The organism is Pantoea sp. BL1 (genome assembly GCF_000963985.1).
Lineage (GTDB): Bacteria > Pseudomonadota > Gammaproteobacteria > Enterobacterales > Enterobacteriaceae > Pantoea > Pantoea rwandensis_B.
Window position 1 is genome coordinate 113,648 of sequence record NZ_JZRH01000001.1, and the last position, 14,700, is coordinate 128,347.

12 protein-coding genes and 2 tRNA genes are annotated in these 14,700 nt (G+C 54.6%); 9 read left to right on the forward strand and 5 right to left on the reverse strand.

What is annotated here, in order from left to right:
* Positions 1 to 158: 158 nt before the first annotated feature.
* A complete protein-coding gene (locus tag VH86_RS00525) occupies positions 159 to 1,814 on the reverse strand; it encodes a thiamine pyrophosphate-binding protein (protein ID WP_045831563.1) in 1,656 nt (551 codons plus the stop codon).
* Between the two features lie 213 nt (positions 1,815 to 2,027).
* Here VH86_RS00525 and mgrA point away from each other — a divergent pair, with 213 nt between their 5' ends.
* Both mgrA and VH86_RS00535 read left to right on the forward strand, forming a co-directional pair.
* Complete coding sequence (gene mgrA, locus VH86_RS00530; RefSeq protein ID WP_045831564.1) at positions 2,028 to 3,020, forward strand: L-glyceraldehyde 3-phosphate reductase; 993 nt, start codon at positions 2,028 to 2,030, stop codon at positions 3,018 to 3,020.
* A gap of 159 nt (positions 3,021 to 3,179) precedes the next feature.
* Positions 3,180 to 3,527 (forward strand): DUF2502 domain-containing protein, encoded by a 348-nt coding sequence (locus tag VH86_RS00535; RefSeq protein ID WP_045816613.1) that lies wholly within the window; start codon positions 3,180 to 3,182, stop codon positions 3,525 to 3,527.
* 60 nt (positions 3,528 to 3,587) lie between these two features.
* On the opposite strand, the gene VH86_RS00540 is transcribed toward VH86_RS00535, so the two are convergent.
* A complete protein-coding gene (locus VH86_RS00540; RefSeq protein ID WP_034825925.1) occupies positions 3,588 to 4,829 on the reverse strand; it encodes an Nramp family divalent metal transporter in 1,242 nt (413 codons plus the stop codon).
* 369 nt (positions 4,830 to 5,198) lie between these two features.
* Between VH86_RS00540 and VH86_RS00545 the strand changes: the two genes are divergently transcribed.
* The 5 genes from VH86_RS00545 to VH86_RS00565 all read left to right on the forward strand — a co-directional run bounded on the left by VH86_RS00545 (position 5,199) and on the right by VH86_RS00565 (position 10,849).
* On the forward strand, positions 5,199 to 6,389 hold the full coding sequence (locus VH86_RS00545) for a NupC/NupG family nucleoside CNT transporter (protein ID WP_034825912.1): 1,191 nt from the start codon (positions 5,199 to 5,201) through the stop codon (positions 6,387 to 6,389).
* A 192-nt stretch (positions 6,390 to 6,581) separates the two neighbouring features.
* Complete coding sequence (locus VH86_RS00550; protein WP_045831565.1) at positions 6,582 to 7,670, forward strand: LLM class flavin-dependent oxidoreductase; 1,089 nt, start codon at positions 6,582 to 6,584, stop codon at positions 7,668 to 7,670.
* Entirely contained in the window at positions 7,670 to 8,653 is a 984-nt protein-coding gene (locus tag VH86_RS00555; RefSeq protein ID WP_045831566.1) for an ABC transporter substrate-binding protein, read from the forward strand. Before VH86_RS00550 ends, VH86_RS00555 begins: the two co-directional genes overlap by 1 nt.
* Positions 8,650 to 9,240 carry a cysteine dioxygenase gene (locus VH86_RS00560; RefSeq protein ID WP_038645597.1) on the forward strand — a complete coding sequence of 197 codons (591 nt, stop codon included), beginning with the start codon at positions 8,650 to 8,652 and terminating at the stop codon, positions 9,238 to 9,240. The genes VH86_RS00555 and VH86_RS00560 overlap by 4 nt, the downstream gene beginning before the upstream one ends.
* On the forward strand, positions 9,233 to 10,849 hold the full coding sequence (locus VH86_RS00565; RefSeq protein ID WP_045831567.1) for a rhodanese homology domain-containing protein: 1,617 nt from the start codon (positions 9,233 to 9,235) through the stop codon (positions 10,847 to 10,849). Before VH86_RS00560 ends, VH86_RS00565 begins: the two co-directional genes overlap by 8 nt.
* Before the next feature lie 495 nt (positions 10,850 to 11,344).
* Here VH86_RS00565 and VH86_RS00570 read toward each other — a convergent pair.
* A tRNA-Ala gene (locus tag VH86_RS00570) sits at positions 11,345 to 11,420 on the reverse strand.
* A 39-nt stretch (positions 11,421 to 11,459) separates the two neighbouring features.
* Positions 11,460 to 11,535, reverse strand: a tRNA-Ala gene (locus VH86_RS00575).
* 344 nt (positions 11,536 to 11,879) lie between these two features.
* Here VH86_RS00575 and VH86_RS00580 point away from each other — a divergent pair.
* Positions 11,880 to 12,665, forward strand: a complete 786-nt coding sequence (locus VH86_RS00580) for a formate/nitrite transporter family protein (protein ID WP_045831568.1) — start codon at positions 11,880 to 11,882, stop codon at positions 12,663 to 12,665.
* Between the two features lie 114 nt (positions 12,666 to 12,779).
* Positions 12,780 to 13,133 (forward strand): YfeC-like transcriptional regulator, encoded by a 354-nt coding sequence (locus tag VH86_RS00585; protein ID WP_034825897.1) that lies wholly within the window; start codon positions 12,780 to 12,782, stop codon positions 13,131 to 13,133.
* 83 nt (positions 13,134 to 13,216) lie between these two features.
* Here the strand turns inward: VH86_RS00585 and gltX are convergent, their stop codons facing one another.
* Positions 13,217 to 14,638 carry a glutamate--tRNA ligase gene (gene gltX, locus VH86_RS00590; RefSeq protein ID WP_045831569.1) on the reverse strand — a complete coding sequence of 474 codons (1,422 nt, stop codon included), beginning with the start codon at positions 14,636 to 14,638 and terminating at the stop codon, positions 13,217 to 13,219.
* Positions 14,639 to 14,700 lie beyond the last annotated feature (62 nt).

The following is a 14,700-nucleotide window of genomic DNA, read 5'->3' on the forward strand; positions in this document are numbered from 1 at the left end:
AGAGGCAACTTTCCGAAACTGCGGGCTTGTCGCGCCAGGCGTTATCGTCGTAGCCTCACGGGAAACGGACGGTGCGGAGAAACCGGAGCGTACCGGGAGTACGTAAGGATTTCAGGCGCCGCCTGGTCTAAAGTCACAAAGCCTGAGCCGGATAGCGGCTAGCCGCCGTTGCGCTGGTGCAGAGCCGCCGTGACTTTACGCAACAGCGGCGGCAGATCTTGTTTCTCCATCACCACTTCCACCAGCGTCAGGCGACGATGACGCATCAATTGCTCCATCACCGCCGTTAACTGCACCGTTTCGCTCACTCGCCAACTTTGTGCGGCACACTGGACGCTCATCGCATGTGGCAACGCAGTCCAGTTCCACTGCGCGATGTCGTTATAGCGCTGTTCAGCGCCATGGATCGCCCGCTCAACCGTGTAACCCTCATTATTGATCAGGAAAATAATGGGCTGTTGCCCATCACGCTGCATGGAACCCAGTTCCTGGATTGTCAGCTGCGCTGAACCGTCACCGATAATCAAAATGACGCGCCGGCCAGGTTGTGCCGTTTGTGCACCAAAGGTCGCCGGTAGAGTATAGCCAATCGATCCCCATAGCGGTTGCACCAGCAATTGCGCGCCCGGCGGCAAACGCAGCGCGGCCGCACCGAAGGCGGCCGTGCCCTGATCGGCCAGGATAATATCATCCGGCTGCAGGAAGCGCTGCATCGCCTGCCAGAATGCGCGCTGACTGATTACCGCATCATCGTTTTGCTCAATTTCTTCGCAAGATGCGGTGTCAGCCAGCGCCCAATGTGCGCAGTGGCGTTGATAAACGGGCAATAATGCGGCGAGGGCTTGTGCCATGCTAAGCGGCGCAAAGCGTTCGCCCCCCACCATGGCGTGAAAAGGTTGCAGGTCGATAACGCGCTCTGCAGGTAATTGCTGGGTGAAACCGGCGGTCAAGGTATCGGTGAAACGCACGCCCACGCACAACGTCACGTCCGTCTCCTCGATAGCACGGCGCACCTGATCGCTGCTGCCCTCAGCCGCATAAGTGCCAACATAACCTGACTGTTGCTCATCAAGCACGCCTTTGCCCATCAGTAATGTGGCGGCGGGAATGGCGCGCAGTTGGCGGAGTGAAAATAGCTGCGATTGCAATTGCCAACGTAAAGCGAGGAAATCGGCCAGTAACGCCACGCGCTGTGCAGGAGCCAGTAAGCGTTCAGCGGCAGCAGCAAAAGCTGTCGCAACTACGGTGTCCTGATGGACAGGCGCAACGGGCTGGGCATCAGGCACCGTAATCTCCGTCGCCGCGACATCCACCGCCAGCAGCAGATAGCCGGGCCGGTGCTGGTCAAGCGCTTCCGCTATCACGCGGTCAATTTCTTCAGCTGCATTCTCCGCAGTTAGCACCGCGCTGGCGGTACTGACCTCTTGTGCCATGCGCAGGAAATGATGGAAGTCGCCATCACCCAGTGAATGATGTACACAGTCACCTTGCTGTTGCGCACGACAGGCTGGCGCGCCAACAATATGAATAACCGGGACATATTCGGCATAGCTGCCCGCAATCCCATTGATCGCACTCAGTTCACCCACACCAAAAGTGGTGAGCAATGCAGCAGCGCCGTTGCAACGACCGTAGCCATCCGCCGCGTATGCGGCATTGAGTTCATTGGCGCAACCGACCCAGGCAATCTCGGGGTGCGCGATAACGCTGTCGAGAAATTGCAGATTGTAATCACCCGGCACACCGAACAGATGACGGATACCAGCTTGCTGTAAACGGTGCAGTAAATAGTCGCCAACGTTGAGGGTTTTCATCGACAGCTCCTTCTTAAGGGGATGATAGAAGTATCAGCGATGTGGCTGAATTGGCGAGATTTTCACCATCAGCGCATGGTGATTTGTGGCAAGCAATCGTTACGACGACAGAAAATTCTGTAAGTTGCGATCTTCGGCGCGTTTCGGCTTAGTGTAAACGCATACACTGCTATGCTGATGTCACTTTCTCCCTTCTTGAGACAGGAACGCTGCATGTCTGTATTTCCTCACCCCGAACGTTATCAACAGATGCAATATCGTCGCAGTGGCCGTACCGGCCTGAAATTACCGGCTATTTCGCTGGGTTTATGGCACAACTTTGGCGACAGCACCCGTGTCGACAACAGCCGTGAACTCCTGCGCCACGCCTTTGACCGTGGCATCACGCACTTTGACCTTGCCAACAACTACGGCCCACCGCCGGGTTCCGCCGAATCCAATTTTGGTCGCATTTTGCGTGAGGATTTTGCCGGATTGCGCGATGAGTTGGTGATTTCCACCAAAGCCGGTTACACCATGTGGGACGGCCCTTACGGCGACTGGGGCTCACGCAAGTATCTGATTTCCAGTCTGGATCAGAGCCTGAAGCGCATGGGGCTGGAGTATGTCGATATCTTCTACCACCATCGCCCTGACCCGGAGACGCCGCTGGAAGAGACCATGCGTGCGCTGGATCAGGTGGTGCGCCAGGGTAAAGCGCTGTATGCCGCCATTTCCAATTACCCGGCAGATAAAGCAGCCGAAGCGATCGCCATTCTGCGCGATCTGGGCACGCCTTGCCTGATTCATCAGCCGAAATATTCCATGTTCGAACGAGCACCGGAAGAGCAAGGTTTACTGGATGTGCTAGGTGATAATGGCGTCGGCTGCATCGCCTTCTCTCCGCTGGCTGGCGGCGTGTTGACCGATCGCTATCTGCAAGGCATCCCGGAGGATTCTCGTGCCGCCAGCGGCAGTCAATTCCTCAATGAGAGCCAGTTGACGCAAGAGAAGATGGAAAAAGTGCGTAAGCTGCAGGCCATCGCGCAACAGCGTGGACAGAAGCTGGCGCAAATGGCGCTGAGCTGGGTGTTACGTGATCCGCGTGTGACTTCGGTGCTGATTGGTGCGAGTAAAACTGCGCAAATTGATGATGCGGTTGAGATGCTAAGCCAGCCCATGCTGACAACTGAAGAGATCGAAGCGATTCATAACATATTAGTGTAAACGCTTACCTACCCGGCTCAGGCCGGGTATTTTCCGCAGCAGAAAATTCTCAATTCAGATTTCCCGCAACGTTTTCAGACTCACTCTCAAGGCAACACTGGACCGATGTGGCACACTAGCGCAACGGTGGCAGTGATAAGCCACTGAAAAGGAGAAGTTATGAAACGTGCAATTTTGTTTGCCGCCTTGCTGGCAACACTTTCCCCCCTGGCAATGCACACAGCAGAAGCCAACAGTGCCACCCTGACGCTGGCTCCGGGTGTCACGCTGCATCTCGGCGATCGCGACCGTCGAGGTTACTATTGGGATGGCGGCCGCTGGCGCGAGCCGCGTTGGTGGAATGACCGTTATCGCTACAACGATCACCGCTGGTGGCGTCATGAAGAGTGGCGTCGCCATGAGGCTTACGAACGTGAGCGTGAACGCCGCTGGCATGAGCGGGAACGCCGTGAGCATTGGCGCCATGACCATCGTCATGATGACAGGCATGATCACCACCACCATTAATACAAAAATCCCGGCCTGATAGCCGGGATTTTCTTTTCTTCCTGCTGACCAGCCGAAGAGTTACCAGCCGAGCGCCTCACCTACCAACAGATAGAGATTCAATGCCACCACCAGCACCACTATCAGGCGTCCGGCGTTTTGCATCAGGCGCGAATTGACCATCTCATCGCCCATCAACTCGCGGTTGCCGGTAAAGGCCAACAGCGGGATCAATGCCAGGGCGATACCGAAACTCAACAGTACCTGGCTCATCACCAGAATGCGTGTCGGATCCCATCCGGCCCAGATCACGATAAAGGAAGGCAGCATGGTGATAGTGCGGCGCAGCCACAGCGGAATGTGGAAGCGAATAAAGCCCTGCATCACGACTTGCCCCGCCAGCGTTCCCACCACGGTTGAAGACAAGCCTGCCGCCACCAGACTTAATCCAAAGACAATGGCTGCTGCACGGCCCAATAAAGGTTGCAGCGTCAAATACGCCTGATCGAGGTCAACGATGCTGGTGTGGCCACTGAAGTGAAAAGCCGCCGCCGCAGTCGCCATCATCGCCAGATTCACAAAGCCGGCAATGGTCATGGCAATCGCCACATCCAGCTTGGTTGATGAGTAGCGATCCGCTTTGCTGCCAATGTTACCGTGTTGCGTCAGTGCCGAGTGCAGGTAGATCACGTGCGGCATGATGGTGGCACCCAGCACACCGGCAGCGAGGAACACCGCGTCAGAGGTTGGCAGCGAAGGCAGCGCCATACCGGTGACCAGTTCACTCACTTTCGGCTGCGAGAAAAACAGCTCAACAATATAGGCAGCGGCGACAAACAACAGCAGGCCGCCAATCACCAATTCCAGCGGCTTCTGCCCCCGGCTTTGCAGCATCAAAATCAGGTAGGTGGCGACCCCCGTGAGCACTGCGCCTTGCAGTAGCGAAATCCCCAGTAATAATTTAAAGCCGAGTGCCGCACCGATAAATTCAGCAAGGTCAGTGGCCATGGCGATGATTTCCGCCTGCACCCAGTAGAACCATACCGCCGGGCGCGGAAAACGATCGCGGATATGTTCTGCAAGATTTTTACCGGTGGCTATACCGAGTTTGGCCGACATCAGCTGAATCAGCATCGCCATCACATTGGCCCAGACCACCACCCACAGCAGCTTGTAGCCGTAGGCCGCACCTGCCTGAATGTTGGTGGCAAAGTTACCGGGATCGATATAACCGATCGCCGCGATGAAGGCGGGGCCCAGCAGCGCGAGCTTGATTTTTCTGGCTCCGCGAGCAGCGCGCTCAGCGGTGCGACTTTCTGACATAGTGTGGACCCTGTCCTAACGCTTATTGACCCGTGCAGCTTAGCGGGCGCTCAAGGCAAGTGAAATTTGATTATAGTTATCGTATTAATAGATGGTGCTATGAAGTATAGCCATTGCTATATCTTGCGGTAAAGCCAGTTCTTGCCAAAATGTTTGCAACAGGAATCACTCTACTCTCGGGTTATTTTATAGACAATGTTTTTGTGGATATTTCTTGTGAAGACTTTGTGAAGAGGTTGTGAGCGGTGAGACTATTCTTAGAAATTTGTCGATACCGAATACTTATAATGTGGTTTTGATCTCGTTTTTAAGTAACGCGTTACATAGAATACGCAACAAAATACAACCCTCCTCAAATTTGGAGCCGACATGTCCCATATTTTGCACTTTCTTTTGGCATTAGTGGTGGTAGCCGTACTGGCCTTGCTGGTCAGTCACGATCGTAAAAGCATCCGCATTCGCTACATCGTTCAGCTTCTGGTGATCGAAGTTTTGCTGGCGTGGTTCTTCCTCAACTCTGAAGCGGGCCTCGGCTTCGTCAAAGGGTTTGCAGGTCTGTTTGATCATCTGCTCAAGTATGCCGCCGAAGGTACCAACTTCGTGTTTGGCAACATGAACGACAAAGGCCTGGCGTTCTTCTTCCTTAATGTTCTGTGCCCGATCGTATTTATCTCGGCGCTGATCGGTATTTTGCAGCATTTCCGTATCCTGCCTTGGGTGATCCGCGGCATCGGTACCGTGCTGTCAAAAGTTAACGGTATGGGCAAACTGGAATCCTTCAACGCCGTAAGCTCTCTGATTTTGGGACAGTCAGAAAACTTCATCGCGTATAAAGATATCCTCGGCAAAATGTCACAGCGTCGCATGTACACCATGGCGGCTACGGCGATGTCGACCGTCTCCATGTCCATCGTCGGTGCCTACATGACCATGCTGCAACCGAAGTACGTGGTGGCTGCGCTGGTATTGAACATGTTCAGCACCTTTATCGTGTTGTCACTGATTAACCCTTACCGCGTCGATAGCGAGGAAGATCTGCAGTTGCAGGATCTGCACAAGGGTCAGAGCTTCTTCGAAATGCTGGGTGAATACATCCTCGCCGGTTTCAAAGTGGCGATCATCGTTGCCGCCATGCTGATTGGTTTTATCGCCCTGATTTCTGGCCTGAACGCGCTGTTTGACCTGATCTTCGGCATCAGCTTCCAGGGTGTGCTGGGTTATGTGTTCTACCCGTTCGCGTGGGTGATGGGCGTGCCGTCCAGCGAAGCGCTGCAGGTGGGCAGTATCATGGCGACCAAGCTGGTTTCTAACGAATTCGTGGCGATGATGGATCTGCAGAAAATCGCCGGGCAGCTGTCACCGCATGCGGAAGGCATTCTGTCCGTGTTCCTCGTGTCCTTCGCTAACTTCTCTTCTATCGGGATTGTGGCAGGTGCGATTAAAGGTTTGAACGAAGAACAGGGTAACGTGGTTTCACGCTTCGGCCTGAAATTGCTGTACGGTTCAACCCTGGTGAGCGTGCTTTCTGCCGCTATCGCCGGTCTGGTTCTGGCCTTCTGATGTTCAGGGCGAGCTGCGGCTCGCCCTTCTCTTCTTAATTATGCCTTTCTGTTCTATCTCACTTCGATTCCCGTTTATCCCCGCCAATCGCCACTTCCCCGCTAAACGCAAAACCTTTGCACAATATTGAATTTCCTTCACGGCTGCCTGCGCCCGTAGCTTTTCTCCATAACGTCACATCTGGAGAATCGTATGAGCATTCAATTTCTTGGCATGATTGGCCACCGACTGGCTTCCGAGATCATCCCCGCCAGCGGCCCGCTGTTTGATAAAGATTACATCGCACGTTTTGCCCGCGCCCATGAAGAAGCAGGCTTTGACCGTATTCTGGTGGGGTATTGGTCCGATCAACCGGATGGTTTTCTGGTCACCGCCCACGCGGCGGCACACACTTCCTCACTGAAATTCCTGCTGGCACACCGTCCGGGCTTTGTCGCACCGACCCTGGCCGCACGCAAGCTGGCAACGTTGGATCAACTGACCGATGGTCGTCTGGCGGTGCATATCATCAGCGGCGGTAGCGATGTCGAGCAGCGTCGCGATGGCGATTTCCTGAATAAAGCCGAACGCTATGCACGCAGCGACGAGTTCCTCACCGTGCTCAGGCAGAGCCTGGAGTCCAGCCAGCCTTATGATCACAAGGGAAACTTTTACCAGACTGAACAGGCATTTTCAGCCATCAAGCCCGTGCAGAAAAAACTGCCGGTGTACTTTGGCGGATCGTCTCAGGAAGCGATTGATGTGGCTGCACGCCATGCCGATGTGTTTGCCTTGTGGGGCGAACCGCTGAAAGGGGCGGAAGAGACGGTGCGCAACGTACGAGCCGCTGCGGCTCAGCACGGGCGCGAAATTGATTTTAATATCTCGTTCCGCCCCATCATCGGTAAAACCGAAAAAGAAGCCTGGGAGCGCGCCGAGCATATCCGTGAGCTGGCAGAAAAACAGTTACAAGAGACCGGATTTGCGTTTGGCAAACCCAAGCCGCAAAGCGTCGGTGCTCAGCGCCTGCTGGCTGCCGCCAATGAAGGCGATCGCCTGGACAAAGTACTGTGGACAGGCGTGGCTAAACTGGTGCAAGGCGGCTACAACTCCACAGCACTGGTGGGTACTGCCGATCAGGTTTCCGACGCGCTGCTGGATTACTATCGCCTTGGCATTCACAGCGTGCTGATTCGCGGCTTCGATCCGCTGAATGATGCGGTGGAATACGGCCAGGAACTGATCCCACTGACGCGCGAAAAAGTGGCTGCGCTAAAAACCGCTGACAAAAGGAGCGCCTGATGCGCCTGGCTGCACTGTTTACCGGTGTTGCGCTAGCGCTCTCCACGCTCAATCCACTGTTCGCCGCTGATAAAGTCACGCTGCGACTGGGCGATGTAAAAGGGGATCGCTTTGCCGCATTAAAAGCGTCGGGCGAACTCAATAATCTGCCCTACGATCTGAAACTCACGGCATTTGATTCGGGTGCACCTGTGCAGGAAGCCTTGAATGCCGGTGCATTGGATGTCGGCTTCACGGGCGATTTGCCGTTCCTGTTCGTATTCGCAGCTGGCGCCCCTGTGAAAGCCGTGGGCGCATGGCAGAACAATCCTGACAGTATCGCGCTGCTGACGCGTCCCGATACCGGAATTCACCGTTTGCAGGATTTGAAAGGCAAGCAGATCGCGGTGAATCGTGGCGGCTGGGGCCACTATCTGCTGCTTGGCTTGCTAGAGCGTGCGGGATTAAAACCAGACGATGTCACGCTGCGATTCCTTGGACCTGTTGATGGCCGAGCCGCCTTGACCTCCGGCGCCGTATCCGCGTGGGCGCCATGGGAACCTTATATTGCTACCTCCACTGCTGTAGATGGCACGGTACGTGTCGCTGACGGCGGCGGCAAAGGCATTATGTCGGGTTATTCGTATGCTCTGGCGCGTGACGAGGCCTTACATGATGCCGGTAAGCGTAAAGCGATTGCCGATTTGCTGGCGCGTCTGGCTAAGGCACAAATCTGGGCGCAGCAACATCCGCAGGAGTTTGCCAGCGTGCTGGGCAAGACACTGAATATGCCCACTAATATCACCAGCAGCTGGATTGCCGATGCGCGTATTCGTCCACTGGTGTTTGATGCCAGCCTGATCCCCACGCTGCAAAAATCGGCTGACTTCTTCCATCGCTATCAGGTGCTGCCGAAAGCGATCGATGTCAGTAAAGCCTTTGATTTTAGTTTGTCGGCTCAGGCCAATCAGGTTGCCAAAAGCGCACCGGGAGATAAATCATGAGTGCCAATCAGCATCATCGTTTACGCGATTTTGTCGGCAATCTGGCTACGTTACTCGATCAGAATCCCGATGAAGCCACCATTTTGCAACAGGGTAGCGTTTGGCTTGGCGAGTTAATCCAGCATGATGACTGGCTGGACGAGGCTTATACCCAGCCACATCCTGAGCACTATCAACAATATCTGCTGTATGCCGATGCCCGACAGCGCTTTTCAGTCGTGAGCTTCGTGTGGGGGCCGGGCCAGCAAACCCCGATTCACGACCATCGCGTATGGGGATTAATTGGCATGCTACGTGGTGCGGAGATATCGCAATCCTGGCAGCCCGGGCCGAACGGCTTGCAGCCGGAAGGTGCACCAATACGCCTTGATCCCGGCAGCGTTGAAGCCGTCTCTCCCACCGTGGGCGATATCCATCGCGTCAGCAATGCCTATGACGATCGCGTCTCAATCAGCATCCACGTGTATGGCGCCAATATCGGCGCGGTAAAACGCGCGGTTTACCGCGAAGACGGCAGTGAAAAACAGTTTATCTCCGGTTACAGCAACCGTTACTTACCGAACATTTGGGATCTATCACATGAGTAAACCCGCATTCCCTTTCCGCCAGGCGGCGGACATTCTTGAGTCACTGCGTCAACAGCAGGAAGTGGCGATTGTTGATGTCCGCGACGAAGCGCTGTTTGCCACCGGTCATCCGCTGTTTGCGGTCAATATCCCGCTTTCCAAACTGGAACTGGAACTACTGGATCGCATCCCGCAATTGACGACAGCCATCACGCTATATGATAACGGCGAAGGACTGGCACAGACGGCTGCGGAACGAATTGCAGCACTGGGTTACAGCAATATAGCGCTGTTAAAAGAGGATTTAGCCGGCTGGCAGGCTGCGGGCGGTGAGCTGTTTATTGATGTGAATTCGCCGAGTAAGGCCTTTGGTGAACTGGTTGAACATCGCAATCATACCCCTTCCCTGTCAGCCGATGAAGTGCACAGCTTAATCAATAGCGATGCCAACGTGGTGGTGCTGGATGCGCGTCGCTTTGATGAATATCAGACCATGAGCATTCCAGGCGCCACCAGCGTACCGGGCGGTGAACTGGTGCTGCGCGTTCGCGATATCGCGCCATCACCGGAAACCACGGTGATTGTGAACTGTGCGGGCCGCACGCGCAGCATTATTGGTACTCAGTCGCTGGTGAATGCGGGCATTCGCAATCCGGTGTTTGCGCTGCGTAACGGCACTATTGGCTGGACGCTGGCAGGCCACGCGCTGGAGCATGCTCAGTCGCGCCGATACGGTGAAGCCAGTGAAACGGCACAGCGCCAGGCTGCGACGAACGCGCGTAGCATCGCGGATCGCGCAGGCGTGGAGCGCATTCCTCTGGCAACACTCAAGCGCTGGCAGCAGGAAACACGCACCACTTATCTGTTTGATGTGCGTGACGCTGACGAGTATGCAGCGGGTCATCTGCCCGGCAGTCGTCATGTACCAGGCGGACAGCTGGTGCAGGAAACCGATCATTACGCCAGCGTGCGCGGTGCACGTATTGTACTGATTGATGACGACGGCGTACGCGCCAATATGACCGCCTCCTGGCTGGCGCAGCTGGGCTGGCAAGTGTCGGTGCTGGAAGAGCTGCAGGCCAGTGATTTCAGTGCCACCGGTGCCTGGAAAGCGCAGGTTCCTGCTGTTGCGCAGCCCGAGTTTGTTTCGCCACAGCAGCTGGCGGAGTGGCTGGAAGAAGGTCAGACCCAGGTATTGGACTTCACCACGCACGCCAATCATCTTAACAGCCATATTCCGGGTGCGGGCTGGCTGCTGCGCTCAACGCTGCAAAAAGAAGGTAAAGCCATACTGCCAACGGCACGACGTTATGTGCTGACCTGCGGCAGCAGTTTGCTGGCCGGATATGCGGTTGACCAGGTGGCGGAACTCACCGGCAAGCCGGTGTTTGTGCTGGAAGGCGGCAATGCGGCCTGGCGCGCAGCTCACCTGCCGACTGAGCAAGGCGACCAGCAGTTGCTTTCACCGGTGATTGATCGCTATCGCCGTCCGTATGAAGGCACCGATATCGCACCTGCCGTGATGCAGGCGTACCTGGATTGGGAATACGGCCTCGTGGCGCAATTGGATCGTGATGGCACGCACGGTTTCCGTGTGTTGCCTGCTCAAGAACAAGCCGCAACCGCTTAACTCTTAGCGCCATGAATTGCGCCGCGACAAGATTGTGCATAATTTCAGTGCACACTAAGCGCTGGCGGCGCGATTTGTGGCGCACTCTGATGCAGTGCTGAATGCTGAACGGATAAGATGATCTCAGCGCGTGAGAAGCTGCTGCGGTGCGATTCATTGCGCACTCTGATGCAGTGCTGAACGCTGAACGCTGAACGCTGAACGCTGAACGGATAAAATCATCGCAGTGCGTGAGAAGCTACTGCGGTGCGATTCATTGCGTCCCCTGAGAAGAAGCTGGAATGCTGAATGGGTGAGATCATCGCAGCGCGCAGGAAGAAGCTCGCGCGTTTTATGGCGCAATTCGTCGTGAGACTTGATATCAAAAGATGGGCGCAATTCATAACGCTGGGAATGTCTTCGCACCAATAATGACGCCATTCTGCACATGAAATGAGCAATTATGAATTCAGTAATGTTGGATTGTGTTGCAATTGTTCAGGACGAACAGAGATTTGGTGGAGATAAGCGGGATCGAACCGCTGACCTCTTGCATGCCATGCAAGCGCTCTCCCAGCTGAGCTATACCCCCACATCTGGAAATCTTTTTCAGTGCATCGTTAAAACGATTTGGTGGAGATAAGCGGGATCGAACCGCTGACCTCTTGCATGCCATGCAAGCGCTCTCCCAGCTGAGCTATACCCCCAGCACCGAAAAACAGCCGATTTAACTCGACGGACGGCATCATATGAAACCGCTCCCTGAGTGTCAACGCCAAATTCTCGTTCTGTGTTCAATCGCTGAAAAAGGCGGCAACGCCCTACCGTAATGGCTTTTTTTTCAACGCAATTGCGCATTTCGTTAACGCATTTTCGCATTTAACACCCTGCAACCAAGGTTAAATCAGGGTTAAAGATGTTAGGAATAATCTTGTGTTCGTTACAGGTAAGTGTAAAACTTAGCGCGCTAATTAACCGGTCAACCTTCCAGGGTATATCACTCTTTGATCGGCCAGCATTTTCCCCTTGTTCATTAAAAGAAAAGTGAAATATGTCGCTGCATACACCGAAAGAGATCGCCCAACTGGCGATTCAAGCAGGCGTGGCTAAAAGCCGTTTGCCTGTTTCCACCTTATTGATCCTTGGTTTTATGGCCGGTGCATTTATTGCCACAGGTTTTCTGTTGGATCTGCATGTTATCAACCAGCTGCCTGCTGAATGGGGCTCCTTTGGCGGCTTCCTCGGCGCTGCGGTGTTTCCGGTTGGCCTGATACTGACCGTTCTGGCCGGTGGTGAACTGTTGACTGGCAACATGATGACCTTACCGATCGCCTGGTTCGCCCGCCGCATCAGCGGTTTGAGTGTGCTGCGCAACTGGTTCTGGGTCACGATTGCCAACTTTATTGGCAGCATCGCAGTCGCCTGGTTCTTTGGTCATATGCTCGGTATGACCGAAGGCGATTATCTGAAAAAGACCGTGGCGATTGCTCACGCGAAAGTGAATGCGGATTTCCAGCACGCATTCATTTCAGGTATTGGCTGCAACTGGCTGGTGTGTCTGGCTGTGTGGTTAGCTTTTGCCAGTAAAGATATGGTCGGCAAAATCTTTGGCATGTGGTTCCCGGTGATGGCCTTCGTGGCGATTGGCTTCCAGCACGTGGTGGCGAACATGTTTATTGTGCCCGCCGCGATTTTTGCCGGACAAATGAGCTGGGCAGACTTTGCGCCAAACGTGATTGCCGTCTTCCTTGGCAACGGCGTGGGCGGTGCAATATTTGTTGGCCTCACCTATTTCCTTGCTTTCCGTCCTGCACAAGCTGAAACCAGCGAAGCTTAATATCCGATTTATGCCTTTTGTCATGAGACAAGAGGCATTTTCCTGCCTGATTACTTTTCCCCGTTACGTTTTGTTGTAATATGTACAGCTAATGTATTTAACAGGGACAGCATCGTGAAAAAGGAATGGCTCACCCCCGAGGAGCTCGCGCTGGAAACGGGCTACAGTCGGCAAACGGTGAATAAATGGATCAAACGCGAAAACTGGACAACCACGCCCAAGCCCGGTGTACAGGGTGGTAAGGCGCGATTGATTCATATTGATGAGCGTGTAAAAAGCTTTGTTCAGTCTACCCGCCACGCGACCGAGCCGGCGGCCAATTACGGTGCTCAACAAAATACGTTACCTGCGTTATTAATAAATTCTGTCCAGCAAATGACAACCGCTGAGCAAGATCAACTGGCTGCATTGTTGCTACGCGAGGGGATAAGTGGTGTGCTGGAACGGCTAGGGATCAAAGAAGATTAAAAAAAGCCGGGCGCTCATGCTCCCGGCTTTTTTAATGCCCACGATAAGTGCAGCGGCAACGTTACAGGCTGCCGCTACCTCAATTAAGCCTGGGCTTCACGCTCAGCAATAAAGGCCAGCGCTTTTTCGATGCGAGCTACGCTGCGGCTGCGACCAATCGCTTCGACAGTCACATCCAGTGCCGGAGACTGACCTGCACCGGTGACCGCCACGCGCAGTGGCATGCCCACTTTGCCCATACCCAGTTCGAGCGCATCGGCGGCCCCCTGAATCGCGTTGTGCACATTCTCCGCATTCCACTCGCTGTCGCTCAGCGCAGCCAGTTTGTCACGCACCACTTCCAGTGGCTGACGCGCAACAGGGCGTAAATGTTTCTTCGCCGCATCGGCATCAAAAGCATCGAACTCTTCATAGAAGTAACGGCAAGAAGCGGCAATCTCGACCAGTGTTTTGCAACGCTCACCCAGCAGCGTCACCAGTTTCGCCAACTCCGGGCCGGTGCGGGTATCGATATTCTGCTGCTCGATGTGCCACTGCAGCTGCGTTGCCACGTATTCCGGCGGCAGCGTATTGATGTAGTGATGGTTCAGCCACTGCAGTTTTTCGGTGTTAAACGCACTGGCAGACTTACTCACAGCATCCAGGGTAAACAGCTCGGCCATCTCAGCCACGCTGAAAATTTCCTGGTCGCCATGTGACCAGCCCAAACGCACCAGATAGTTGAGCAGCGCTTCCGGCAGATAGCCATCATCACGGTACTGCATCACACCCACTGCGCCATGGCGTTTCGACAGCTTCTTACTGTCATCACCCAGGATCATCGAGACGTGCGCGTAGGTTGGCACTTCTGCACCAATCGCCTTAAGGATGTTGATCTGGCGTGGCGTGTTGTTGATATGGTCTTCACCACGGATCACGTGCGTGATGCCCATATCCCAGTCATCCACCACCACACAGAAGTTGTAGGTTGGTGAACCATCGGTGCGGCGGATGATCAGATCATCCAGCTCCTGGTTACTGAACTCAATGGGTCCACGGATCTGGTCGTCAAAAATGACCGAACCCTCTTGCGGGTTACGGAAACGGACCACGCAAGGCTCATCCGCCGCATGATGTTCATGACTGTCACGGCAGCGGCCGTCATAACGTGGCTTCTCGCCTTTCGCCATCTGCTCTTCACGCAGCGCGTCTAAACGCTCTTTAGAGCAATAGCATTTATAAGCGGTACCCGCTTCTACCATCTCATCGATGACGGCGTTGTAACGATCAAAGCGCTTCGTCTGATAGTACGGGCCTTCATCCCACTGCAGGTTTAGCCAGTTCATGCCATCCATGATGGCTTCAATGGCTTCCGGCGTTGAACGTTCCAGATCGGTATCTTCGATACGCAGAACGAATTCGCCCTTGTTATGGCGAGCATAAAGCCAGGAATAAAGAGCAGTACGGGCACCGCCCACATGCAGGTAGCCCGTTGGGCTGGGTGCGAAGCGAGTTTTGATTTTCATTCAGCATTGCCTTAGATGCGCAGGTTTCTTTGTCTGGATGACAAAAAAACGGGTTAACGCGA

Coding starts and splice junctions, on each gene's coding strand:
- VH86_RS00525 (WP_045831563.1), bottom strand. CDS start 1,814: ATGAAAACCCTCAACGTTGGCGACTATTTACTGCACCGTTTACAGCAA.
- mgrA (WP_045831564.1), top strand. CDS start 2,028: ATGTCTGTATTTCCTCACCCCGAACGTTATCAACAGATGCAATATCGT.
- VH86_RS00535 (WP_045816613.1), top strand. CDS start 3,180: ATGAAACGTGCAATTTTGTTTGCCGCCTTGCTGGCAACACTTTCCCCC.
- VH86_RS00540 (WP_034825925.1), bottom strand. CDS start 4,829: ATGTCAGAAAGTCGCACCGCTGAGCGCGCTGCTCGCGGAGCCAGAAAA.
- VH86_RS00545 (WP_034825912.1), top strand. CDS start 5,199: ATGTCCCATATTTTGCACTTTCTTTTGGCATTAGTGGTGGTAGCCGTA.
- VH86_RS00550 (WP_045831565.1), top strand. CDS start 6,582: ATGAGCATTCAATTTCTTGGCATGATTGGCCACCGACTGGCTTCCGAG.
- VH86_RS00555 (WP_045831566.1), top strand. CDS start 7,670: ATGCGCCTGGCTGCACTGTTTACCGGTGTTGCGCTAGCGCTCTCCACG.
- VH86_RS00560 (WP_038645597.1), top strand. CDS start 8,650: ATGAGTGCCAATCAGCATCATCGTTTACGCGATTTTGTCGGCAATCTG.
- VH86_RS00565 (WP_045831567.1), top strand. CDS start 9,233: ATGAGTAAACCCGCATTCCCTTTCCGCCAGGCGGCGGACATTCTTGAG.
- VH86_RS00580 (WP_045831568.1), top strand. CDS start 11,880: ATGTCGCTGCATACACCGAAAGAGATCGCCCAACTGGCGATTCAAGCA.
- gltX (WP_045831569.1), bottom strand. CDS start 14,638: ATGAAAATCAAAACTCGCTTCGCACCCAGCCCAACGGGCTACCTGCAT.